The sequence below is a fragment of the Pseudoxanthomonas winnipegensis genome, from assembly GCF_030322905.1.
GTDB classification, from domain to species: domain Bacteria; phylum Pseudomonadota; class Gammaproteobacteria; order Xanthomonadales; family Xanthomonadaceae; genus Pseudoxanthomonas_A; species Pseudoxanthomonas_A winnipegensis.
In genome coordinates this window covers 2,550,724-2,574,705 of sequence record NZ_CP095475.1, presented here as the reverse complement: position 1 = coordinate 2,574,705, position 23,982 = coordinate 2,550,724, and the positions used below count along the sequence as shown (strand labels likewise).

19 protein-coding genes are annotated in these 23,982 nt (G+C 69.3%); 11 read left to right on the top strand and 8 right to left on the bottom strand.

Annotation, left to right across the window (positions count from 1 at the left end; all coding sequences use genetic code 11):
* The first annotated feature begins 12 nt into the window (after positions 1 to 12).
* The gene (locus tag MWN52_RS11465) at positions 13 to 432 is read left to right on the top strand and encodes a hypothetical protein (RefSeq protein ID WP_286574736.1); all 420 of its coding nucleotides are present in this window, start codon (positions 13 to 15) and stop codon (positions 430 to 432) included.
* Positions 433 to 1,206: 774 nt separating this feature from the next.
* On the opposite strand, the gene MWN52_RS11460 is transcribed toward MWN52_RS11465, so the two are convergent.
* The gene (locus MWN52_RS11460; RefSeq protein ID WP_286574735.1) at positions 1,207 to 3,366 is read right to left on the bottom strand and encodes a M3 family metallopeptidase; all 2,160 of its coding nucleotides are present in this window, start codon (positions 3,364 to 3,366) and stop codon (positions 1,207 to 1,209) included.
* Between the two features lie 211 nt (positions 3,367 to 3,577).
* On the opposite strand from MWN52_RS11460, the gene MWN52_RS11455 reads away from it, so the two are divergent.
* The gene (locus MWN52_RS11455) at positions 3,578 to 4,060 is read left to right on the top strand and encodes a glutathione peroxidase (RefSeq protein WP_130517808.1); all 483 of its coding nucleotides are present in this window, start codon (positions 3,578 to 3,580) and stop codon (positions 4,058 to 4,060) included.
* A 186-nt stretch (positions 4,061 to 4,246) separates the two neighbouring features.
* Here MWN52_RS11455 and MWN52_RS11450 read toward each other — a convergent pair whose 3' ends face one another.
* The 4 genes from MWN52_RS11450 to MWN52_RS11435 form a co-directional block, all read right to left on the bottom strand.
* Positions 4,247 to 5,026, bottom strand: coding sequence for a ferredoxin--NADP reductase (locus MWN52_RS11450; protein ID WP_130517810.1), 780 nt, complete (start codon positions 5,024 to 5,026; stop codon positions 4,247 to 4,249).
* Positions 5,027 to 5,164: 138 nt separating this feature from the next.
* Positions 5,165 to 6,733 (bottom strand): pseudouridine synthase, encoded by a 1,569-nt coding sequence (locus MWN52_RS11445; RefSeq protein WP_130532156.1) that lies wholly within the window; start codon positions 6,731 to 6,733, stop codon positions 5,165 to 5,167.
* Positions 6,726 to 7,703, bottom strand: coding sequence for an SMC-Scp complex subunit ScpB (gene scpB / locus MWN52_RS11440; RefSeq protein ID WP_286574734.1), 978 nt, complete (start codon positions 7,701 to 7,703; stop codon positions 6,726 to 6,728). The genes MWN52_RS11445 and scpB overlap by 8 nt, the downstream gene beginning before the upstream one ends.
* A 53-nt stretch (positions 7,704 to 7,756) precedes the next feature.
* The gene (locus MWN52_RS11435) at positions 7,757 to 8,662 is read right to left on the bottom strand and encodes a segregation and condensation protein A (protein WP_130517815.1); all 906 of its coding nucleotides are present in this window, start codon (positions 8,660 to 8,662) and stop codon (positions 7,757 to 7,759) included.
* Between the two features lie 408 nt (positions 8,663 to 9,070).
* On the opposite strand from MWN52_RS11435, the gene MWN52_RS11430 reads away from it, so the two are divergent.
* The 9 genes from MWN52_RS11430 (at position 9,071) to MWN52_RS11390 (ending at position 20,650) form a co-directional block, all read left to right on the top strand.
* Entirely contained in the window at positions 9,071 to 9,370 is a 300-nt protein-coding gene (locus tag MWN52_RS11430) for a YciI family protein (protein WP_130517817.1), read from the top strand.
* Positions 9,367 to 9,651 (top strand): BolA family protein, encoded by a 285-nt coding sequence (locus tag MWN52_RS11425; protein ID WP_130517819.1) that lies wholly within the window; start codon positions 9,367 to 9,369, stop codon positions 9,649 to 9,651. The genes MWN52_RS11430 and MWN52_RS11425 overlap by 4 nt, the downstream gene beginning before the upstream one ends.
* Positions 9,652 to 9,804: 153 nt before the next feature.
* Positions 9,805 to 10,830 carry a LacI family DNA-binding transcriptional regulator gene (locus tag MWN52_RS11420; protein WP_286574733.1) on the top strand — a complete coding sequence of 342 codons (1,026 nt, stop codon included), beginning with the start codon at positions 9,805 to 9,807 and terminating at the stop codon, positions 10,828 to 10,830.
* A 101-nt stretch (positions 10,831 to 10,931) separates the two neighbouring features.
* On the top strand, positions 10,932 to 12,599 hold the full coding sequence (locus tag MWN52_RS11415; RefSeq protein ID WP_130517823.1) for a glucoamylase family protein: 1,668 nt from the start codon (positions 10,932 to 10,934) through the stop codon (positions 12,597 to 12,599).
* 7 nt (positions 12,600 to 12,606) lie between these two features.
* Positions 12,607 to 13,938, top strand: a complete 1,332-nt coding sequence (locus tag MWN52_RS11410; protein ID WP_286574732.1) for a sugar ABC transporter substrate-binding protein — start codon at positions 12,607 to 12,609, stop codon at positions 13,936 to 13,938.
* Positions 13,935 to 14,813: a carbohydrate ABC transporter permease gene (locus MWN52_RS11405; protein WP_286574731.1), complete on the top strand. Its 879-nt coding sequence runs from the start codon at positions 13,935 to 13,937 to the stop codon at positions 14,811 to 14,813. The genes MWN52_RS11410 and MWN52_RS11405 overlap by 4 nt, the downstream gene beginning before the upstream one ends.
* 40 nt (positions 14,814 to 14,853) lie before the next feature.
* On the top strand, positions 14,854 to 15,690 hold the full coding sequence (locus tag MWN52_RS11400) for a carbohydrate ABC transporter permease (protein ID WP_130517829.1): 837 nt from the start codon (positions 14,854 to 14,856) through the stop codon (positions 15,688 to 15,690).
* 500 nt (positions 15,691 to 16,190) lie between these two features.
* Positions 16,191 to 19,349, top strand: a complete 3,159-nt coding sequence (locus MWN52_RS11395) for a discoidin domain-containing protein (RefSeq protein WP_286574730.1) — start codon at positions 16,191 to 16,193, stop codon at positions 19,347 to 19,349.
* 233 nt (positions 19,350 to 19,582) lie between these two features.
* Positions 19,583 to 20,650 carry an LLM class flavin-dependent oxidoreductase gene (locus MWN52_RS11390; RefSeq protein ID WP_286574729.1) on the top strand — a complete coding sequence of 356 codons (1,068 nt, stop codon included), beginning with the start codon at positions 19,583 to 19,585 and terminating at the stop codon, positions 20,648 to 20,650.
* A gap of 34 nt (positions 20,651 to 20,684) precedes the next feature.
* Here the strand turns inward: MWN52_RS11390 and MWN52_RS11385 are convergent, their stop codons facing one another.
* The 3 genes from MWN52_RS11385 to MWN52_RS11375 all read right to left on the bottom strand — a co-directional run bounded on the left by MWN52_RS11385 (position 20,685) and on the right by MWN52_RS11375 (position 23,635).
* Positions 20,685 to 21,572, bottom strand: coding sequence for a flavin reductase family protein (locus MWN52_RS11385; protein WP_286574728.1), 888 nt, complete (start codon positions 21,570 to 21,572; stop codon positions 20,685 to 20,687).
* A 319-nt stretch (positions 21,573 to 21,891) separates the two neighbouring features.
* Positions 21,892 to 23,199 carry a PQQ-dependent sugar dehydrogenase gene (locus MWN52_RS11380; protein ID WP_286574727.1) on the bottom strand — a complete coding sequence of 436 codons (1,308 nt, stop codon included), beginning with the start codon at positions 23,197 to 23,199 and terminating at the stop codon, positions 21,892 to 21,894.
* The gene (locus MWN52_RS11375; RefSeq protein WP_286574726.1) at positions 23,192 to 23,635 is read right to left on the bottom strand and encodes a DUF2231 domain-containing protein; all 444 of its coding nucleotides are present in this window, start codon (positions 23,633 to 23,635) and stop codon (positions 23,192 to 23,194) included. Before MWN52_RS11375 ends, MWN52_RS11380 begins: the two co-directional genes overlap by 8 nt.
* Positions 23,636 to 23,982 lie beyond the last annotated feature (347 nt).

Genomic DNA, 23,982 nt, shown 5'->3' with positions numbered 1-23,982 from the left:
AGGAGTTCGGTCATGCTCAACCGGACCGTCATCCTGTCGATCGTGGCGCTGCCGATCCTGGCCGCCGCGCCGCTGGCGCAGGCGCAGCAGCTCAACCAGCCGCAGCCGGTGCAGATTCCCAATGCGCGCGATGCCTCCGGCACGTCTCCCCAGCGCAGCACCGGGGTGCGCTCGGACGCGGGCCAGCGCGCGACCACGCCGCCGGTCAGTCCCAAGGGGCCTGCTACGGATGCACAGCGGCCCACGCAGCCCAGCAGCGTCACGCCCACTGCGCCGGCGACGCCCGCGCGGGTGATCGATGCGCAGGGCCGGCTGGTGCCGGGCGCGGTGCAGGTCGGCAACAACCAAGTGCTGGACCCGAAGACCGGGCGGATCTATCCGGTGACGCCAGCGGGTGACGGGCTGCGTATTGCGACGCCGCCCAAGCCCTGAGTGCTTTAGGGCTTTTAAGAGAAGCTACGTCAGAAAAGCCCGGTGCAAGCCGGGCTTTTTTTGCGCGTTGTGGCTCTTCGCCTGATCAGTGGCGAGAGGGGGAGGGCGCTGACTTCGGAGGGGCAGCGGTCCGGCGGGCGGCGCCCGCTTATCCCTCGATCAGGGCATCCTGCCCTGACTCGGGCGCTCGGCGTCCTGCCTCGCTAGTCGCGGACACCGCCCGCCGGCCCGCTGCCGTGCGCGTCATGGATGGGGCTTCGGTTCGAAAGAAATCCTGATCCATTCGCCGCAAAGCCTCGATCCTGCCGCGCGTGGTACAGAGCGGACAGAATGAATCGCGGCGGCGCGCCTGGTGCTCGCGGAGCGCCAACCGAATCCCTGTGGGAGCCGCCATGGCGGCGATGAGGCTTTCCCGGTAGAGCGCCATCGCCGCCATGGCGGCTCCCACCTGTAGAGCGGAGCTTGCTCCGCTGCTCTTCGTTCGGTTCGTGGGGAAGGCCTCAGCGGAGTCCCCAAGAGGGGATTGCCACAAGCTCCGCTCTACAGGCAGGCCGCTGCGAGATTCGAGGGGACAGTTGCTCCCGCCCAGCCATGAGGCGCGGTCGATCTTTTCCCATTCAAGTGTCGGCCATCGAGGGGTAGCCGAGCCGAGGGGCCGCGCTCGGCCTGGTCGAGGCGGTTGGGCGCAATGCGCTCACCGCCTCGCACTCATCCCTTCGACAGAGTCGCGTCACCGCACTGCGGCGACGCGACTTGCCTGCTGCTCGCAAGACCTCAGTCCGCCTTCGCATCCAGACCGCGCTTCTCCAGCAACGGTTCGATCCGCGGCGCGTGTCCGGTGAAGTCGACGAACAGCTTCATCGCGTCCTGGCTGCCGCCCTGGGAGAGCAGGGTCTTGCGGAAGCGGTCGCCGTTGGCGCGGCTCAGGCCGCCGTGCTGCTTGAACCACTGCTGGGTGTTCGCATCCAGCACCTCGGACCAGATGTAGGCGTAGTAGCCGGCCGAATAGCCGCCCATGATGTGGCTGAAGTAGGGCGTGCGGTAGCGCGGCGGCACCGGCGCGTAGGCGATGCCATCGGCCGCCAGCGCCTTGGCTTCGAAGTCCACAACGCCGGACGCGGCCGGGACCTGGTCCTCGGTGATCTGGTGCCAGCGCTGGTCCAGCATCGCCGCGCCCAGGTATTCGGTGGTGGCGAAGCCCTGGTTGAACTTGGCCGCGGCCACGACCTTGTCGAGCAGGGCCTGCGGCATCGGCGCGCCGGTCTGGTGGTGCTTGGCGTAGTGACGCAGGATCGCCGGATCGTCGGCCCACATCTCGTTGACCTGCGAGGGGAACTCGACGAAGTCGCGCGGCACGCTGGTGCCGGAGAAGTAGGGGTACTTCACGTCGGAGAACATGCCGTGCAGGGCATGGCCGAACTCGTGGAAGGCGGTGGTGACCTCGTCCCAGGTCAGCAGCGTCGGCTGGCCGGCCGGCGGCTTGGGGATGTTGAGGTGGTTGGCCACCACCGGCTTGTCGCCGGTCAGCGTGGACTGCGACACGTAGGAATTCATCCAGGCGCCGCCGCGCTTGGACGCGCGCGCATACGGGTCGAAGATGAAGATCGCCAGCTGCGAGCCGTCGGCATCGAACACGTCGTAGACGAAGGTGTCGGCGTGGTACTTGGGCAGGTCGTGGCGCTCCTTGAAGCTCAGGCCGAACTCCTGGTTGGCGGCGTAGAACACGCCGTTTTCCAGCACGTTGCGCATCTCCAGGTAGGGCTTGAGCTGGGATTCGTCGAAGTTGTACTTGGCCTGGCGCACCTTCTCGCTGTAGAAGGCCCAGTCCCAGGCGGCCAGTTCGAAGCCCGGCTTGCCGGCGGCCTTCTGCTCGGCGTCGATCATCGCCTGCAGGTCGGCGGCCTCGCGCTTGGCGTTGGCCACGGCGGCGGGGGCCAGCTTGCCCAGCATCGCATTGACGGCCTCGGGCGTCTTGGCGGTCTGGTTCTCCAGCGAGTAGGCGGCGTAGTTGTGATAGCCGAGCATCTTCGCCTTCTGCGCGCGCAGGGTCATGATGCGCGAGACGATGGCGGTGTTGTCGTAGGCGTTGCCGCGGCTGCCGCGGTTCACCGAGGCCTTGAACAGCTGCTCGCGCGTGTCCCGGTCGGTCAGATGGGTCAGCGGCGGCTGGCCGGTGGTATTGAGCAGGGTCAGCACGTACTTGCCGGGCAGCTTGCGCGCCTTGGCTTCGTCGGCCGCGGCGGCGATCTCCGCAGCGCTCAGGCCGTCGAGCTGCCTGGCATCGTCCAGCACCAGGGCCGAATCGTTGACCTCGGCCAGCACGTTCTGGCTGAACTTGGTCGACAGCGTGGCCAGCTCGGCGTTCATCGCCTTCAGCCGCGTCTTGTCCGCGTCGGAGAGCTTGGCGCCGGAGCGCACGAAGTCGCCGTAGACCTTCTCGACCAGGCGCAGGCTCTGCGGATCCAGGCCCAGGCCGGCGCGGCCGTCGTAGAGGGTCTGGATGCGCGCGAACAGCTTGCCGTTGAGGTTGATCGCATCGCGGTGCGCGGCGAACTTGCCGGCATAGTCGGCCTGCAGCTGCTTGCGCGTGTCGTTGGTGTCGGTGCCGACCAGGTTGAAGAACACCGAGGTCGCCCGATCCAGCAGCTGGCCGCTCTGCTCCAGCGCCACGAAGGTGTTGTCGAAGCTCGGCTTGGCCGGGTTGTCGGCGATCGCCGCGATCTCCTTGAGCTGCTGCGCCATGCCGGCATCGAAGGCCGGGGCGAAGTCGGCGTCGGTGATCTTGTCGAACTGCGGGTAGTGCAGCGGCAGCGGGCTTTGGACGAAGAACGGATTGCTGGCCTGGCTGGCGGCGGGCGTCGCGGAGGTCTGGGCGTAGGCGGGCATGGCGGTTCCAAGGGCGAGGGCGAGCGCCAGGGTCAGGCGGTGGGTCATGTGGCTCCGGATCGGGGTGGTGGACATCGACCCCCGAGGCTAACCGGGACCCGGCGCCGCAGCCCATGACCGAAGGCATGGCCTGACGCAATCGTCACGCGTGACCGGCCACCCTCGATAGCCTAAAATTTGTGACGTAACTCACATAACATTAGGTAGCGCGCCGTCATGGCGCCTATGATCGGTCGGCCAGGGACAACGGAAGGTAGGCATGCGGGGTGTTTTCGAATTCGCGGCGCTGGACATCAATGGCCACGAGCAGCCGCTGGCCGACTGGGCCGGCTCGGTCCTGCTGATCGTCAATGTCGCCTCCCAGTGCGGGTTCACCCCGCAGTACGGCGGCCTGGAGCTGCTGTGGCAGCAGTATCGGGATCGCGGGCTGGTGGTGCTGGGCTTTCCCTGCGACCAGTTCGGTCACCAGGAGCCGGGCGACGAGGCGCAGATCCGCGCCTTCTGCAGCCTCAACTATGCGGTGACCTTCCCGATGTTCGCCAAGGTCGAGGTCAACGGCCCGAACGCGCATCCGCTGTGGCAGCGGCTCAAGCACGACCGGCCGGGGGTCTTCGGCACCGAGCGCATCAAGTGGAACTTCACCAAGTTCCTGGTCGGCCGCAACGGCCAGGTCCTGCGCCGCTACGGATCGCGCAACGCGCCGGCGTCGCTGGCGCGGGACATCGAGGATGCGCTGGGCTGAGCGCGCGCAGCGACGCCTGCCTGCTAACCGTCTCTCAGATCAAGCCGCGCCCTTCATGTAGAGCGGAGCTTGCTCCGCTGCTCTTCGTTCGGTTCGTGGGGAAGGCCCCAGCGGAGCAAGCTCCGCTCTACAGGGAGCCGCCATCGGCCAAGGCCACAAGGGCGGCGTCCACGGCGAGGCTGGCGACTACTTCTCGACGAAGGCGCGTTCGAACACGTAGTGGCCGGGGCTGCCGATGCGCGGGGAGGCCTCGAAGCCGCGGCTGTCCAGCAGCGTGCGCAGGTCGGCCAGCATCTGCGGGCTGCCGCAGATCATGAAGCGATCCCGCGCCGGGTCGATCGGCGGCAGGCCCAGCGTCTGGGCCATCTGCCCGCTGCCCAGCAGCTCGGTCAGCCGGCCCTGGTTGCGGAACGGCTCGCGCGTCACCGCCGGGTAGTACAGCAGCCGCTCGCGCAGCAGCTCGCCCAGCAACTCGTGCTGCGGCAGCTCGCGCTCGAAGTAGTCGCGGTAGGCCAGATCCTGCTCGTAGCGCACGCCGTGGGTGAGGATCACCTTGTCAAAGCGCTCGTAGGTCTCCGGGTCCTTGACGATGCTCAGCCACGGCGCCATGCCGGTGCCGGTGCCCAGCAGGTACAGGTGCCGGCCCGGGTGCAGGTCGGAGATCAGCAGGGTGCCGGTGGGCTTGCGCCCGATCAGGACACTGTCGCCCGGCCGGATGTGCTGCAGGCGCGAGGTCAGCGGGCCGTTGGGGACCTTGATGCTGAAGAACTCCAGCTGCTCTTCCCAGTTGGCGCTGGCGATGGAGTAGGCGCGCAGCAGCGGGCGGGTCTCGCCCTCCAGGCCGATCATCACGAACTGGCCGTTCTCGAAGCGGAAGGCCTCGCTGCGCGTGGTGGTGAAGCTGAAGTAGTCGTCGGTCCAGTGACGGACCTCAAGCACCGTTTCGGCGCCGTAAGCGGAAGACATGGGCGGATCGTGTTGGGCAGGGGAGAGGAACGCGTTCCAGTATAGCCGCGAAGATGAGATTGGTTCTCATATCCGCGCACGCGTCGACCGACGGGGCGCCATGCGCGGACGCGCGAGACCGCGCGCCCGCCGACGGGATCAGCCCTGGCCGCCGCCCCGCGGACCGCGACCGCGCGGCGCGCCGCCGGAACGGTTGCCGCCCGGGCCGCGGTTGCCACCCGGACGCGGGCCGTTGCCACCGGGGCGGTTGCCGCCGGCCGGACGACCGCCGGGGCGGGCCTGGCCCTGGCGCTGGCCGTACGGGCTATAGCTGCCGGGCGTGGCGTGGTCGGACGGGAAGCTGGGCGCATTGCCCGGATGCCCGTACGGCTTGGCCTTGCGCTGCTGGCCTTGGCCTGCGCCCTGGCCGCGCGGACCGCGCTCGTCGCCGAAGCCGCCGCCATAGGGGCTGTTGCCGCCGCCACCGCCCGGACCGCGGCGCTGGCCGCCGGCCGGCTTGCCGCCGAAGGGCTTCTTCGGGCCGGCGTTGCGGTGGCCGCTCGGGCCGGTGTCCACGCCGTCGGGCACGTACCAGCTGCGGAACGCGGCCGGGTTGCCTTCCGGCAGCGGCTTGGGACCTTTTTCCTTGCGCTGCTTGAACGGCTTCTGCGACTGCTTGGCCGCCGCTTCGCCGCTGACGGTCAGACCGCCCTTGAAGCCGCCGCCCTTGCCGCGGCCACGGCCGCGATCCTCGCGCACGTTGTCGAAGCGGCGCAGCTCGCGACCTTCGTCGGCGGTGCTGTGGCCGTTGACGTAGGCGTTGCCGGCGCCGCGTGCGTTGATCTGCAGCGTGGCCTTGGCCGCCTTGCGCTGGCCGATCACCGGCTGCAGGGTCAGCGCGGCCGGGGCGCCGTCCTCCAGGCCCAGCTGCTTGCGCAGCGCCTGGACCTGGGCGTCGGGCAGCTCCTGCGACTGGCCACGCAGCAGCGGCTGCGGCAATTCGATGGCGCCGTAGCGGATGCGCTTGAGGCGGCTGACCTGGCAGCCCTGCGATTCCCACAGGCGGCGCACCTCGCGGTTGCGGCCCTCGCTCAGGGTCACGCGGTACCAGTCGTGCGAGTCGGTGCCGCCGATGCGTTCGATCTCGTCGAACTTGGCCGGGCCATCCTCCAGCGCGACGCCGCGGCGCAGGCGATCGACCAGGTTGTCCGGCACGGTGTCCTGGCCCTCCGGGGCGCGCACGCGCACCACGTACTCGCGGCTGACCTCGAAGGAGGGGTGCATCATCGCGTTGGCCAGCTCGCCGTCGGTGGTCAGCAGCAGCAGGCCGGTGGTGTTGATGTCCAGGCGGCCGATGGCGATCCAGCGCGCGCCCTTGAGCGCGGGCAGGGCCTCGAACACGGTCGGCCGGCCTTCGGGATCCTCGCGCGTGGTCACCTCGCCTTCGGGCTTGTTGTAGATCAGCACGCGGGTGGGCTCGGTCAGCGCGCTGGCCACGAAGCTGCGGCCGTCCAGCTCGACGCGGTCGCCGCTGCCGATGGACATGCCGATCTGCGCGGTCTGGCCGTTGACCTTGACCAGGCCATCGGCGATGCGCTGCTCCAGCGCGCGGCGCGAGCCCAGGCCGGCCTGGGCCAGCACCTTGTGCAGACGTTCCTCCAGGCGGACTTCGGGGGCTGCGGCGGCGTCGCGCTTCAGCGAGAGTTTGCTGCGGGGGGTGTCACTCATGTTTGTGCTCCGACGAGACCGTATCGGCGTCGTCTTCTTGGTGGGTGGTGGAAGCCGGCGCGTCGGTCTGCGGCGCGTCGGTGGGTTCGGCCGCGTCCGCGATGGGCGCGTCGAGGTCGAGGGCGTCCTGCGTGGCCGGCGGCGGCAGGTCGCCGTCGGCGTCCGGCGCGTCCTGCGCCGGCGGGGAGTCGGGGGAGGCCGGCTGTTCGCCGTCTTCGTCGGCGCTGGCGGCGTCATCGGCCGGCGCGGCCTCCGCATCTGCATCCGCATCCGCATTCGCATTCGCGTCTGCATCTGCATCCACATCCGCGTCCGCGTCGGGCTGGCCCTCGGCGGCGGCGCGGGCCGGCAGCGGGGCGCCGGGCAGCGGCAGCTGCGGGTCGAGCTCGGCGATGTCCTTCAGCTCGGACAGCGGCGGCAGTTCGTCCAGGCGCTTGAGCCCGAAGTAGTCCAGGAAGCCCTTGGTGGTGCCGAACAGCGCCGGCCTGCCGGGCACGTCGCGGTGGCCGACCACGCGGATCCATTCGCGCTCTTCCAGCGCCTGGATGATGTTGCTGCTGACCGCCACGCCGCGCACCTGCTCGATCTCGCCGCGGGTGATCGGCTGGCGGTAGGCGATCAGCGCCAGGGTCTCCAGGGTGGCGCGGGTGTAGCGGGTCTTGCGCTCGGTCCACATGCGGCTGACCCAGGCGTGCACGTCCGGCTTGACCTGGTAGCGCCAGCCGCTGGCCACTTCGACCAGCTCCACGCCGCGCTCGGCGCAGGCCTGGGCGAGCTGTTCCAGCGCCAGGTCCAGGCTGCCTTCCGGCGCCGGGCGGTCCTCCGGGAACAGCTCGGCCAGCTGCGCCAGGCTCATCGGCTGGGCCGAGGCCAGCAGCGCGGCCTCCACGATGCGGTTGATCAGGCCCTGGTCCGCCTGGGCGACCGGGGCGGTCGCGGTGTCGGTATCGAAAGCGTCGTCGTCGTGCATGCGAGGGTCTTGGCCGCGCCGTCAGCGCGTGCGGGTCGTGGTGGCCGGCGCGCTCATGCGTCGTTGGCCGCGTCGGTGTCGTCGAACTCGCTGGAGAACTGCAGCGGCTCGTTGGTGTTGTTCAGCGCCAGGGACTTGATGTAGATCGGCGCCAGCGGAGCCTCCTGGACGATGTCCAGCAGCTGCTCCTTGGCCAGCTCCAGCATCGCCAGGAAGGTCACCAGCACGCCGAGCCGGCCCTCGGCCACGGTGAACATGGTCTCGAAGCGGTGGAACTTGCCGTCCTCCAGCCGCGAGAGCACCTCGCCCATGCGCTGACGCACGCTCAGCGCCTCGCGCTTGATCGCGTGGCCGGAGAACAGCTCGGCGCGCTTGAGCACATCGTGCAGCGCCAGCAGCATCTCCTTCAGGTCCACCTCCGGCGGCACCTTGATGGCGGTGCGGTCCGGCACATGGGCGTGGGCCACGGCGGTGTCGCGGTCCTGGCGGGGCAGGGCGTCGATGTCCTCGGCGGCCTGCTTGAAGCGTTCGTACTCCTGCAGGCGGCGCACCAGGTCGGCGCGCGGGTCGCCTTCCTCGCCGTCCTCGGCCTGCGGCCGCGGCAGCAGCATGCGCGACTTGATCTCGGCCAGGATCGCGGCCATCACCAGGTATTCGGCCGCCAGCTCGAAGCGCAGCTCCTGCATGACGTTGATGTAATCCACGTACTGGCGGGTGATCTCCAGCACCGGGATGTCCAGGATGTCCAGGTTCTGCCGGCGGATCAGGTACAGCAGCAGGTCCAGCGGGCCCTCGAAGGCATCGAGGATGACCTCCAGCGCGTCCGGCGGGATGTACAGATCCTGCGGGATCTGCAGCACCGGCTGGCCATGCACCATCGCCAGCGGCATCTCGTGCTGCTGCGGGCTTTGCGGCTTGTCGGTGGAAGCGGTCGCGTCGGGCGCGGATTGCGATGTCATCGAGGGTCGAAAGCGGGTCGCGTCAACACTGCGGTCCGGACCGGTTGGCGTGGGGGAACGCCGGGGCCGGCCCTGCGATTGCCAGGGGGCATGCGCTTCCCGCAAGGGGCGGCGCCGGGGTACTGCAGGTGGTCAAGCCTTGCGTGGGCGGTCGCGGTGCGCACGTCAGCCAATGCGGCGCTCGCCTGTGGGGAGGGCGGCGGGCAACGAAGGATCAGGTGGTCTGGCCTTAAGGACGCGCTTGGCAGCGTGTGGGTCGCGGGCAGGTCCGGGCGGGCCTGGGCGATGGCCGCTGCGGGTCGTGCCGTGCCAATCAGGTTCGCAGAGTACGGTTTGGCCGGCCGCCTGTCCAGCGCGGGCGCATCCGTACAATCGCAGGCCCATCCGAAGTCCAGCGGTCTTAATGCCATGTGGTACGCCATCGAAGGCCATGATGTCCCCGATTCCCTGCCGCTGCGCCAGCCGGCGCGCCCGGCGCACCTGGCGCGGCTGCAGGCGCTGCTCGATGCCGGCCGGCTGCTGGTGTGCGGGCCGTGCCCGGCGATCGATTCGCCCGATCCGGGCCCGGCCGGCTTCAGCGGCAGCATCGTGATCGCGCAGTTCGACTCGCTGGAGGATGCGCGCGCCTGGGCCGACGCCGACCCCTATGCGCTGGCCGGCGTCTATGCGCGGGTGGACGTGCGTCCGTTCCTGAAGGTGCTGCCGTGAGCGAGGCGACGCGGATCGAGCGCATCCGCCAGGCGCTGGACGCCGGCCTTGCGCCGACGGTGCTGGAGCTGGAGGACGAGAGCCACCGCCACGCCGGCCACGCCGGCGCGCGCGACGGCCGCGGGCATTTCAAGGTGCGGGTGGTCAGCGAGGCCTTCGCCGGCAAGCTGCCGCTGGCCCGGCATCGGCTGGTGTATGCCGCGCTGGGCCCGATGATGCAGACCGACATCCATGCCATGAGCATCGTCGCCCAGACCCCGGGCGAGGCCGCCAGCGCCTGAGCGGGCGCGGGTTGCCCAGGCGTGCGACGGCACCGATTTCGCGGGCTTTTGATCCGGCGCCGCCCTAGCATCGGCCCAAGGTAGGATGGACCGCGCGGAGTGGAAGCGCTTACATTCCGCGCCAGAACCAGTCAGCCAGACCGCGGAGGGCGGATGTCGCGCAACGTAACCATCACCATCCGGGATGTGGCGCGCGAGGCGCAGGTCTCGGTGGCGACTGTCTCGCGGGCGCTCAACGGTCACGACAACGTCGCCGAGGAGGTCCGCAAGCTGGTCCTGGAGACCGCCCGGCGCCTGCGCTACCAGCCGCATGCCGCCGCGCGCAGCCTGAGCAGCCGCAGCACCCAGACCATCGGCGTGGTCCTGCCGGACCTGTACGGCGAGTTCTTCTCCGAGCTGATCCGCGGCATCGACGGGGTGGCGCGCGAGCACCGCCGCCACCTGCTGGTGTCCAGCTACCACGGCGCCCAGGACGCCCAGGGCGCGGCGCTGCGCGCGATGCGCGGGCGCGTGGATGGGCTGCTGGTGCTCTCGCCCTATGCCGACCAGCCGGGCTTCCTCACCGACAACCTGCCCGACGGTCTGCCGGTGGTGCTGATCAACACGCACCTGCCGCATGGCGACTATCCGGTCCTGAACATCGACAACCATGGCGGCGCGGTGGCGATGATGCGCCACCTGGTGGCCAGCGGCCGCAGGCGCATCGCCTTCATCGCCGGGCCGGCCTGCAACTTCGACGCGGCCGAGCGGCTGCGCGGCTATCGCGACGCGCTGGCCGAGCTGCTGCCCGGGGTGGCCGAGCAGGTGCTGCCGGGGCGGTTCGACGAGGCCTCGGGTATGGAGGCCGGCACCGCGCTGCTGGCGGCCGGGACCCGGCCCGATGCGGTCTTCGCCGCCAACGACACCATGGCCCTGGGCTGCCTGTTCGCCTTCAACCAGGCCGGGGTGCGCGTGCCGCAGGACATCGCCCTGGCGGGGTTCGACGACGTGCCGGTGGCGCGCTTCGTCCACCCGCCGCTGACCACCATGCGCATCAGCATCGCCGAGCTGGGCGCCAACGCGCTGCGGCGGCTGCTGCAGGACATCCAGGCCAAGGCGCCGCTGGCGCTGCCCGATCCGGCGCCGCTGGTGCCTGAACTGGTGGTGCGCGACTCGGCCCCGGCGGCCGCGGCGCTCTGACTCGGCAGGCCACGGCTGTTAACCTTGCACCACCCCCGCACCGCTTTCGTTTTGCGCCGGACTTTGTTTGCAGGTGTAAACGTTTACATGGATCTTGAGCCTTGAAGACGCGTCGACGCCTCACCTCGCTGCTGCCGCTGACGGCATCGGCCCTGGCCGTGCTGCTGGCCGCCTGCCAGCAGCAACCCGAACCCACGCCCGTCAAGCCGGTCAAGGTGACCGGGCGTCCGCCCGTCGAGCTTCCCGTGGAAGACAAGAAACCCGAATTGCCCGCGCTGTTCCGCGACATCGAGCGTCGGACCTTCCAGTTCTTCTGGGACACCACCAACGAAAGCAACGGCATGACGCCGGACCGCTATCCGTCGCGGCCGTTCGCCTCGGTGGCCTCGGTGGGGTTCGCGCTGACCGCCTATCCGATCGGCATCGAGAACGGCTGGGTCAGCCGCAGCCAGGCGGTGGACCGCACGTTGACCACGCTGAAGTTCCTCTACGAGCTCAAGCAGGGCAAGCAGCCCACCGGCACGGCCGGCTACAAGGGCTTCTACTACCACTTCCTGGACATGCAGACCGGCCAGCGCTTCTCCAGCTGGGTGGAGCTGTCCACGGTGGACACCTCGCTGCTGTTGATGGGCGTGCTGTTCGCCCAGTCCTACTACGACGGCGATGACCCGCGCGAGAAGCAGATCCGCGACCTGGCCGAGCAGATCTACCGGCGCGTGGACTGGACCTGGATCCAGCCGCGCTCGCCGCTGATCTCGATGGGCTGGTTCCCCGAGAGCGGCTTCATCAACCACGACTGGACCGGCTACAGCGAGGGGATGATGGTCTACATCCTGGCGCTGGGCTCGCCCACCCATGCGGTGGAGCCCGACGCCTGGCAGGTGTGGACGCGCACCTATAACGAGATCTGGGGCGTCTACCAGGGCCAGGAGTATCTGTCCTACGGCCCGCTGTTCACCCATCAGTACACGCATATCTGGGTCGATTTCCGCGGCATCCAGGACGACTACATGCGCGAGCACGGCATGGACTACTTCGAGAACAGCCGCCGCGCCGCCTATGCCCATCGCCAGTACGCCATCTCCAACCCGATGAAGTGGAAGGACTACGGCGAGAACGTGTGGGGCCTGACCGCCTCGGACGGTCCCCAGCAGACCCAGCAGGAGTACCGCGGCGAGATGCGCGAGTTCCGCCACTACTCCTCGCGCGGCGCCGGCCTGCGCGACAACTTCGACGACGGCACCATCGCCCCGACCGCGGCCATCGCCTCGCTGCCGTTCGCGCCGGAGATCGTGATTCCGGCCACCGAGGAGATGCACAAGCGCTTCGGCGATTACATCTATTCCAGCTACGGCTTCCTGGACGCGTTCAATCGCAGCTTCACCTACGACATCCCGATCAAGACCGGTCGCGTGGTGCCGGACAACGGCTGGGTCGGCAGCGACTACATCGGCATCGACCAGGGCCCCATCCTGACGATGATCGCCAACTATCGCGACGACTTTGTCTGGAACGTGATGAAGAAGAACCCGCACATCCGCAAGGGACTGGAGCGGGCGGGCTTCACCGGCGGCTGGCTGGCCGGCGAGGACAAGGGCAAGGACGACAAGGACAAGCGCGCGCAGGCCGAGGCGGCCAAGACCGCGCAGGCGCCGGGCCAGATGGACGCGGCCACCGCGCGCGCGCTGGGCACGGCCGAATCGCGCGTGCCCAATTCGCAGTCCGAGCCGCAGCAGCAACAGCAGCAGCGCCCGCAGCAGCCGGGTTGAGTCGCGCATGAGTCCATTCCGCTTTTCCCCGGCGCGCGGCGCGTTGGCGCTGGTGCTGCTGGCGGGCATCGCGGCCGTGCTGGCGGCCTGCGCCCCGCGCGATGCGCAGCAGCGCACGACGGTGCGCTTCTGGGCGATCGGCCGCGAGGGCGAGGTGCTCGGCACGCTGCTGCCCGAATTCGAGGCCGCCCATCCCGACATCCGCGTGGACCTGCAGCAGATCCCCAGCACCGCCGCGCACGAGAAGCTGCTGACCGCCTTCGCCGCCGACACGCTGCCGGACGTGTGCCAGCTGGGCAACACCTGGATCGCCGAGTTCGCCACGCTCAAGGCGCTCACGCCGCTGGAGCCCTACGTGCGGCGCTCGACGGTGGTCAAGCAGGACGACTACTTCCCCGGCATCTGGCAGACCAACATTATCGACGGGCAGCTGGTGGGCATCCCGTGGTATGTGGACACGCGCCTGCTGTTCTATCGCAAGGACATCCTGCGCGAGGCGGGGGTGAAGCTGCCGATCACCACCTGGGCGCAGTGGGACAAGGCGATGGCGCAGATCAAGGCGTACGTCGGGCCGGACCGCTACGCCATCCTGATGCCGCTCAACGAGTTCGAGCAGCAGCTCTCGCTGGCCCTGCAGCAGGACGATCCGCTGCTGCGCGACCACGACAACCGCGGCAACTTCGAGAGCCCGGGCTTCCGCGCGGCGCTGGCCTTCTACGCCAACACCTTCGCCCAGGGCTGGGCGCCGAAGATGTCCGAGACCCAGGTCTCCAACGTCTGGGACGAGTTCTTCCGCGGCACCTATGCCTTCTACCTGTCCGGGCCCTGGAATATCCGCGAGTTCCGCATCCGCGCGCCCGAGGCGCTGAAGGACCAGTGGGGCACGATGGCGCTGCCGGGGCCGCGCGGGCCGGGCGCGGGCATCGCCGGCGGTTCGAGCCTGGTGATCTTCCAGAGTTCGCGCCACAAGGAGGCGGCGTGGAAGCTGATCGAGTTCCTCTCGCGTCCGGACATCCAGCAGCGCTTCCACGCGCTGATCGGCGACCTGCCGCCGCGCCGCTCCACCTGGCATACGCCGCAGCTGGAAGGCGATCCGCTGGCGCGCGCCTTCGCCGACCAGCTCGAGCGGGTCAAGCCCACGCCCAAGGTGCTGGAATGGGAGCGCATCGTGCAGGAGATGCGGTTGGTGACCGAGCGGGTGGTGCGCGGCGGCGAAAGCCAGGACGCGGCGGTGGCCGACCTGGACCAGCGCGTGGACAAGATCCTGGCCAAGCGCCGCTGGATCTATGAGCGCGACCATCCCGGCAGCGACACCCAACAGACGGAGACCGCCCGATGAACCGTTCGCTCGCCGGATGGGTGTTCACCGCGCCGGCGCTGATCGTGCTGGGCGTGTTCTTCGGCCTGCCGGTGCTGGCCGCGCTGGCGCTGAGCGTCACCGACTTCGATCTCTACGCGCTGGCCGACGCGCACAACCTGCGCTTCATCGGGCTGGACAACTACATCGACCTGCTGCGCACGCCGATGTTCTGGAAGGCGCTGTGGAACACGACCTACTTCGTGCTGGTGGGCGTGCCGCTGTCCATCGCGGCCTCGCTGGGCGCCGCGCTGCTGCTCAACGCGCCGGCCGCGCGCTTCCGCGCGCTGTTCCGCACCGCGCTGTTCGCGCCGGTGGTGACTACGCTGGTGGCGGTGGCGGTGATCTGGCGCTATCTGTTCAACACCCAGTACGGGCTGGTCAACTACGTGCTGGTGCACCTGGGCGTGCCGGCACCGGACTGGCTGGGCGACCCGCACTGGGCCATGCCGATGATCATGCTGTTCGCGGTGTGGAAGAACTTCGGCTACAACATGGTGATCTTCCTGGCCGGACTGCAGGCGATCCCGCACGACCTCTACGAGGCCGCGCGCATCGACGGCGCCAACCGCTGGAAGCAGTTCTGGCACATCACCCTGCCGATGCTGGGCCCGGTGCTGCTGGTGGTCGGGGTGATCACCATCTCCGGCTATTTCCAGCTGTTCGCCGAGCCCTATGTGATGACCCGCGGCGATCCGCTGCAGAGCACGGTGAGCGTGCTGTATTTCATGTTCGAGGAAGGCTTCAAGTGGTGGAACCTGGGCCGCGCCTCGGCGGTGGCCTTCCTGCTGTTCCTGATCATCCTGGCGGTGACCACCGTGATGCTGCGCCTGGGCCGCAGGAAGGGGTTGGTATGAGGGGCTCGCACATGCGCGCCCGGTGCGCGGGAGGCCCGGCATGAGCCGCGAAGTCGGGGGCTCGCGCTGGAACGCGATCCTGGTCAACGGCGGCCTGCTGGCGCTGGCCATCGTCAGCCTGGCGCCGCTGGCGTGGATGGTGTCGGTGTCGTTCATGCCGGCCGGCGAGGCCAGCCGCTTCCCGCCGCCGATGCTGCCTAGCGCCGCGACGCTGGCCAACTACCATCAGCTGTTCGAACGCACCGGCATGGCCGACAACTTCGTCAACAGCCTGATCGTGTCGCTGGCCATCACGCTCGGATCGCTGCTGTTCAACACGCTGGCCGGCTATGCCTTCGCCAAGCTGCGCTTCGCCGGGCGCGAGCGGGTGTTCCAGGTGCTGCTGGCCGCGCTAGTGATCCCGGCGCAGGTGGCGATGCTGCCGCTGTTCCTGCTGATGAAGCAGCTGCATCTGGTCAACAGCTTCGGCGGGGTGATCGTGCCGGCGCTGGCTACGGTGTTCGGCATCTTCCTGGTGCGCCAGTACGCGCGCAGCATTCCCGACGAGCTGCTGGAGGCCGCGCGCATGGATGGTGCCGGCGAGCTGCGGATCTTCTTCCAGATCGTGCTGCCGATGCTCAAGCCGGTGCTGGTGACGCTGTCCATCTTCACCTTCATGGCGGCCTGGAACGACTTCATGTGGCCGCTGATCGTGCTCACCGACCAGGATCACTACACGCTGCCGGTGGCGCTGGCCTCGCTCTCGCGCGAGCACGTGATGGACGTGGAGCTGATGATGGCTGGTGCGGTGGTGACGGTGGTGCCGGTGCTGCTGCTGTTCCTGCTGTTGCAGCGGTACTACATCCAGGGGCTGCTGCTGGGGAGTGTTAAGGGGTGAGGCGCCACGCTTGCGCGCCACTGGCGCGCGTGGCGCCGAACGCCCGGCCAGGGATGGCCGGGCCGGACGTTCCGAAGTCGGATCGTCTCGCCATGGATGGCCGAGTTACTTCTGTTCAGCGGGCACGCGGATCGCGCAGCGGCTTGCCTATACAAGCAAAGGCTTTCGTGCGGCTGCGCCGCCCGACCTACTTTTCTTTGCTCGTGCAAAGAAAAGTAGGCAAAAGAAGCGCTCCTCCACAGACGAATGTCTGGTCAAGCACGCCCCAGGCGGCGCGCCTGCGCTGCGCGCAGGTCCGCTGCGGGCCGAGGGATTTTCCGAAGGGACATCCATGTCCCCTCGGAAAACGCCGCACTCCTGTGCGGCGCCCTTCGGGTCTGGTCCTCGTCCCTCCGCCGCGCCTCAAGGGGGACCGAAAAGCCAAGGCAACAGCTTTGGATTCCGCGAGACGGTTGTCTTCACGGGAATCTCCCATAATCTTTTCGATGAACGCCATTGACATGTCCCGTTGCCGCCCGCTTGTCGTTTTCTTGATTGCGCTTGGCTTGCCTGCGTCTGCGCAAGCGCAGACGCGCGTGCTCGATGCCTTCGACGATCCTTCCACCTGGAAGGTGGTGACCTCCAACCAGGTCACCGCGAGCCTGCGTACGGTGGCCGGTGCCGATGGCGGCAAGGCGCTGTGCCTGGACTACGACTACCACGGCGTGTCCGGCTATGCGGGGCTGCAGCGCCAGGTGGCGCTGGACTATCCGGACAACTATCGCTTCGACTTCCAGCTGCGCGGGGCCTCGCCGGCCAACGATCTGCAGTTCAAGCTCACCGATGGCTCGGGCGACAACGTGTGGTGGGTCAATCGGCCGGCCTACGACTTCCCCGACGAATGGACGCCGGTGACCTATCGCAAGCGCCAGATCGACAAGGCTTGGGGGCCGGACCCGGACAAGACGCTGCGCCATAGCGCCAAGCTGGAATACACGATCTACAACAACGCCGGCGGCAAGGGCTCGGTGTGCTTCGATGCGCTCACCTTCACCGCGCTGCCGCCGCAGGACACCAGCCCGCTCACCGGCTCGGCCAGCGCCTCGACCGCCAACGGCGGCAGCAGCGCTGCGCTGGCGGTGGACGGCAATCCGGACACGGCCTGGTATGCGGACTTCGATGCGGCTACGCCGCCGCAGCTGACCCTGGACCTGCACAGCGTGCGCGAGTTCGGCGGGCTCAAGCTGGTGTGGAAGCCGGGCGAGCAGGCCAGCGGCTACCTGGTGCAGCTGTCCGACGACGGCGTGCAGTGGCGCGACGCGCGCGCGGTGGTCGATGGCGATGGCGGCACCGACTGGATCGCGCTGCCGGAAACCGAAGCGCGCTACGTGCGCGTGCTGCCTTCCGAAGGGCCGCACAACTCCTTCGGCCTGGCCGAACTGCAGGTGCTGCCGCTGGCGTTCTCGGCCACGCCCAACGAGGTGATCAAGACGATCGCGGCCGCCTCGCCCAAGGGCTGGTATCCGCGCGGCTTCAGCGGCCAGCAGCCGTACTGGACGATCATCGGCCTGGATGGCGGCACCGAGCAGGGCCTGATCGGCGAGGACGGCGCGGTGGAGGTCGCGCGTGGCGGCTTCAGCGTCGAGCCGTTCGTAGTGACCGACGGGCGGCTGGTGAGCTGGGCCGACGTCAAGGCCCAGCAAAGCCTGCAGGACGGCTATCTGCCCATCCCCAGCGTGGAGTGGCGCCATCCCGCGCTGGCGCTGACCACCACGGCCTTCGCCGACGGCACGCCGGCCGATTCGCAGCTGGTCGTGCGCTATACGCTGCGCAATCCGGACAGCCGCGCGCATGCGTACCGCCTGGCGCTGGCGCTGCGGCCGTTCCAGGTCAATCCGCCGACGCAGTTCCTGAGCGTGCAGGGCGGGGTGAGCCGGATCGAGTCGATCGCCTTCGACGGCCGCACCGCGCGCGTCAACGGCGCGCCGCGGGTGTACGCCTCGCAGGCGCCGGATGCCGCCTTCGCCACAAGCTTCGACGGCGGCATGGCGGTCTCGCATCTGCTGGACGACACGGTGCCGGCGCAGGCCGAGGTGGTCGACGAGACCGGCCTGGCCTCCGGCGCCTACGTGTACGAGCTGACGCTGGAGCCCGGCCAGTCGCGCCAGTTCGACCTGCGCGTTCCGATGACCGGCAAGCCGCGCTGCTCGAGCAGCGTGGCCGCCGCCGACTGCGGCGCGCAGGCGCGCCAGGACGCGGTGGCGGCGCTGTGGCGCGACAAGCTGGACCGCGTGCGCTTCACCGTGCCGGCCGCCGGCCAGCCGCTGGTCGATACGCTGCGCACCGCCACCGCGCACATGCTGATCTCGCGCGTGGGGCCGCGCCTGCAGCCGGGCACGCGCTCGTACAACCGCAGCTGGATCCGCGACGGGGCGATGATCTCCGAAGGCCTGCTGCGCATGGGCCGTCCGCAGGTGGTGCGCGACTACATCGCCTGGTACGCGCCGTTCCAGTTCAAGGACGGCATGGTGCCGTGCTGCGTGGACCGCCGTGGCAGCGACCCGGTGCCGGAGAACGACAGCCATGGCGAACTGATCTTCGCCATCGCCGATTACTGGCGCTACACCGGCGACACCGCCTTCGTGCAGCGCATGTGGCCGCACGTGGAGGGCGCCTATCGCTACATGGAACAGCTGCGCCTGTCCGAGCGCACCGAGCAGAACCGCGCCAGGGATCCGGCCTTCTACGGGATGATGCCGGTGTCGATCAGCCACGAGGGCTATTCGGCCAAGCCGGTGCACTCGTACTGGGACAACTTCTGGGCGCTGCGCGGCTACAAGGACGCGGTCGAACTGGCCCAGGTCCTGGGCAAGACCGAGGATGCCAAGCGCATGGCCGCCTCGCGCGATCAGTTCCGCGCCGATCTGATGGCCTCGCTGCAGGCGGCGGCGCGCGAGCACGGCATCGATTTCCTGCCCGGCTCGGCCGAGCTGGGCGATTTCGATTCCACCTCGACCACCATCGCCCTGGCGCCGGGCGGCGAGCAGGGCCAGCTGCCGCAGCCGCTGCTGGACAACACCTTCCAGCGCTACTGGACCGAATTCGAGCAGCGCGCCGACGGCCAGCGCGCGTGGAAGGACTACACGCCCTACGAGTGGCGCAACGTGGCCGCCTTCGTGCGGCTGGGCTGGCGCACGCGCGCCAACCGCGCGGTGGACTTCTTCTTCGCCCATCGCACCCCTCAGCCCTGGAACCAGTGGGCCGAGGTGGTCTCGCATACGCCGCGGGTGCCGTTCTTCCTCGGCGACCTGCCGCACGCCTGGGTGGGGTCGGACTTCGTGCGCACCGCGCTTGACATGTTCGCCTACACGCGCGAGCTGGACGACAGCCTGGTGCTGGCCGCGGGCATTCCGCCGGCGTGGCTGGACGGGCAGGGCATCGCCATCGCCGGCCTGCGCACGCCCGAGGGCCCGCTGAGCTACACGCTCAGGCGCGCCGATGGCCAACTGCAGCTGGACGTGCCGGCCGGCCTGAAGCTGCCCAAGGGCGGCCTGGTCCTGCCCTGGCCGTACGCCGGCACGCCGGGCCAGGCGACCATCGACGGCAAACCGGCGCAGTGGCAGGACGGTGCGCTGCGCATTACCAGGCTGCCGGCGACGGTGCGGATCGCGGCGCCGTGAGCGAGGTCGTGCGTCGCTACTTGTAGAGCGGAGCTTGCTCCGCTGAGGCCTTTCCCACGAACCGAACGAAGAGCAGCGGAGTCCCCAAGAGGGGATTGCCACAAGCTCCGCTCTACAGGTGGGAGCTTCCGTGATGGCTCCCACCCACCAGCAGGAAAGCGAGGCACGTTCACGGGCAAGCATGCCGGGATGCGGGACCATTCAGTGCTCGATGGACCAGTGGAGGTCGTGCCATGCGCGCATTCGGATTCCTGAGCTTCGGCCACTACGGGCATAGCCCGGGTTCGGTGGCGCGCACCTCGGCCGAGATGATCCGCCAGGCGGTGGAGATCGGCGTCGGCGCCGATGCGCTGGGCGTCAACGGCGCTTACTTCCGCGTGCATCACTTCGCGCGCCAGCAGGCCGCACCGATGCCGCTGCTGGCGGCCATCGCCGCGCGCACCCGGCACATCGAGGTGGGCACCGGCGTGATCGACATGCGCTACGAGAATCCGCTGTACCTGGCCGAGGAGGCCGCCGCGCTGGATGCCATCGCGCAGGGCCGCATCGCGCTGGGCATCAGCCGCGGCTCGCCCGAGCCGGCCCTGCGCGGCTACGAGGTCTTCGGCTACACCGGCGCGGCCGATCCGCGTGGCGGCGACCTGGCGCGCGAGAAGTTCGCGCTGTTCCTGCGCGCCATCAAGGGCGAACCGATCGCGCCGGGCGATCCGCAGCTGGTCGGGCCCGGCCAGCGCCTGGCGATCGAGCCGCGCGCGCCCGACCTGGTCAAGCGCATCTGGTGGGGCTCGGGCACGCGCGAGACCGCCGAATGGGTCGGGCGTCAGGGCCTGAACCTGATGTCCTCCACGCTGCTCACCGAGGACGATGGCAAGCCCTTCCACGCGCTGCAGGCCGAGCAGATCGCGCGCTTCCGCCAGGCCTATCGCGCGGCCGGGCACAGCCGCGCGCCGCGCGTGTCGGTCAGCCGCAGCGTGTTCCCCATCGTCAACGAGCTGGACGCGCGCTATTTCGGCCAGCGCGGCGACGGGGCGAGCGATACGGTGGGCATCATCGATGGCTTCCGCTCGACCTTCGGCAAGACCTATGCGGATACGCCGGACAGGCTGATCGATCAGCTCAAGGCCGACAGCGCGGTGATGGCGGCCGATACGCTGATGTTGACCATCCCCAGCCAGCTGGGGCCGGACTACAACCTGCACGTGCTGGAGTCCTTCGCCAAATACGTCGCGCCGGCCCTGGGCTGGAAGCCGAACACCGAAGGCCCGGTGGTCGGCGACGCAGTCGAACCCGCCGCGGCGTAAGGCGCGCGTTCGGCGCGCTGCTGGGGGCGCCCGGTCAGTCGGCCTGGCGCGTCGGCAGCTGCGGCAACAGCGCGCTCTCGCCGACGTACTGCTGCAGGATGCCGCGCATTTCCTCATCGCCGATGCGCTCCAGCGGGATCGCCTCGGGCGCGAAGAACACGCCATGGGTGGCGACACCGGTGCCGAGTTCGCAGCGGTAGACGATGCGGCGCTCGCGGCCGTGGCCGCACACCGCATAGACGAAACCGACCACCACCGGCAGCTCGGTCGCCTCGCGCAGGCGGCTGGCCAGCGTCGCGTCCTCGCCCTGCGGAATGTCGAAGGCGGGCAGGCGCAGCTGGCCCTGGCTGTCCTCGAACAGCAGCACCTGGTCCTCGCGCGTGGCGATCGCCACCGCGCGCGCCTCGGGAGCCGCGCTGGCCGTGCGCGTGGCCTCCTCGGCCAGGCGCGGGGTGAAGTAGCTGCCGCGCACATAGCCCAGCCCGTTGGCGGCGCTGTGCGCGAAGGCCTGCACGCGGCCGAGCAGGATCACGTGGTCGCCGGCCTCGACCACGCGTTCCAGCGCGCAGTCGAACCACGCCGCCACCGTCTCGATCAGCGGCGCGCCGTGCGGGCCGGCCTGCCAGGCCAGGCCGGCGAAGCGGTCCTGCACGGGCTGGGCGAAGCGGTTGGAGATGTCCTTCTGGTGTTCGGCCAGCACGTTGACCGCGAAGCCCGGGCCCTGGGTGAAGGCTGCCAGATTGCGCGAACTGCGCGCCAGGCAGACCAGCAGCAGTGGCGGGTCCAGCGAGACGCTGGCGAAGGAGTTGGCGGTGAAGCCGATCGGCCGCCCCTGCGCGTCCAGCGCCGTCACCACCGTCACACCGGTCATGAAGGCGCCGAAGGCGTCGCGCAGGGCGCGGGGATCGTGGGTCTGAAGCATGTCCGGGACTTGCGGCGACGGCGGGGGAGCGCAGCCTACCAACTCGCGCGCCGCGACGGGTCCGGTCGCATCGCACACCGCGTTGCGGCGTTGGCATTCGCACCGTGGGAGCCGCCAAGGCGGCGATGGGGCTTTATCAGGAAACCCCCTCTCGTCATTCCCGCGAACGCGGGAATCCAGTGGCTTACGCGCGGAAGGCGAAGACACCGGGTTCCCGCGTTCGAAGGAACGGCGGTAGGCGAGCGGCCGGTGACGATCGCTAGTAAAGCCCTATCGCCGCCATGGCGGCTCCCCCCGGAAGCGCCGCTACCGCCCACGCTCAGCGCGAACTCACACGCCATACCGTATCGCCCACGTCGTCGGCGATCAGCAGGGCGCCGCTGGCGTCCTGCGCCAGGCCCACCGGCGCGCCGAACAGCTGCTTCTCGTCGTCGGAGTGGAAGCCGCTGACCACCGTCTGCGGCGGCCCCGCCGGCATGCCCTGCTGGAACGGCACGTACACCACCTCGTAGCCGCTCAGCGGCGAGCGGTCCCAGCTGCCGTGCTCGGCCACGAAGGCGCCGCCGTGGTACTTGGCCGGCAGCGCGTTGTCTTGCGAGAACCACAGGCCCAGCGCCGCCACATGCGAGCCCAGCGCGTAGTCCGGCTTGATCGCCTTGGCCACCAGGTCTTCGCGCTGCTGCTTGACGCGCGTGTCCACGTGTGGGCCGTAGTAGCTGTAGGGCCAGCCATAGAAGCCGCCTTCCTGCACCGAGGTCAGGTAGTCGGGCACCAGGTCGGCGCCGATCTCGTCGCGCTCGTTGGCGATGGCCCACAGCTTGCCCGTGGTCGGCTCCCACTGCAGGCCGGTGGGGTTGCGGATGCCCGAGGCGTAGATGCGGCTGCCGGCCGAGGCCACGTCCACTTCCATCACCACCGCGCGGCGGTATTCCTGCTCCAGCCCGTTCTCGCCGATGTTGCTGTTGGAGCCCACGCCGACGTACAGCTTGCGGCCGTCGGGGCTGGCCAGCAGCGCCTTGGTCCAGTGGTGATTGATGGTGCCCGGCAGGTCGGTGAACTCCACGCCCGGCGCGGTGATGCGGGTCTGGCCGGCGACGTAGGGGAACTTCATGATCGCATCGGCATTGGCCACATACAGGTCGCTGCCGATCAGCTGCACGCCGAAGGGCGAGTGCAGGTGTTCCAGGAACACGTGCTTCTCCCAGCGGCCGTCGGCGCCGGCGCGCAGCAGGGTGATGCGGTTGCCGCCCTTGCCGCTCTTGCCGGACTGGCCCTTGATCTTGTTGGCGATCAGCTGCTTGGGCGTGGTCACCGGCTCGGCGCCGGGGCCGTTGGCCTCGACCACCAGCACGTCGTGGTTGGGCAGCACGTAGAGCTGGCGCGGATGCATCAGGCCGTCGGCGATCTTCTCGATCTTCAGGCCATCGGCGACCTTGGGCGTCTGGCCGTCCTTCCAGCCCACGCCGTCGGGCACCTGCATCGGCGGCACCAGGAAGTTGCGCGCGGCCGGCAGCGGCGGCGCGTCGCCGGACTGCTGGGCCGGATGCAGTTCGGCCTTGCCGCCGCAGGCGGCCAGCAGGACCGCGCAGGCCAGGGCCAGGGTGGTGCGGGTGAGGGAATCAGTCATGGACATAGCCTCCAAGGCGGGCGTCGCGCACGGCGATCAGCACATTGCCGACGGCCAGCAGCAGCACGGTCAGGGCCGACAGCCACACGCCGGCGGGGATCACGGCATACGCATCGCGGCTGTGCACGAAGGCGTTGAAGATCGCCGCGACGATGGCCAGCAGGTTGAGCCAGAAGGCCAGCCGGTCCGCGCCCAACGCGCTGCGGCGCCCGGTGATCCACACCTGCGCCAGATTGACCAGGCGCGGGATGATGGCGGCGACCAGGCCCAGCACGATCAGCCACGCCGCGCTCTTCATCCACAGGATCACCCCGGTGTTGGCGTAGGTGATGTCGAAGATCAGCGCGGCGACGAAGCAACCGAACGGAATCGGATTGAGCAGCCCGTAGAGCGCGGCGGCGACGGCCGAGCGTCGCGGTGCGGTGTGCGATGTCATGGAAAGGTCTCGAAGCGAGGAAAGGCGTCCGGCGCAGCGATCGGCGCAGGACGCGGTTCACTGTCCTCGCCCGGATGTGGATGTGGTGTGGTGGTCGCTTGCGGGGCGATGGTGCGTCCAGCCGCGCGTGGGCGCTGTCACCGCTGGCGCTGCTTCGTCATTCCCGCGAAGGCGGGAATCCAGTGGCTTTCATGCGCAAGCGCCAATGTCCATGGGTTCCCGCTTTCGCGGGAACGACGGTTTGAGGGTGTTTGTTCGCGCCTGCAAGCTTGGTATTGCCGGCATAAGCGGCGAGGCGCGGCAATCGCATCCCCGTCATTCCCGCGAACGCGGGAATCCAGCGCCTT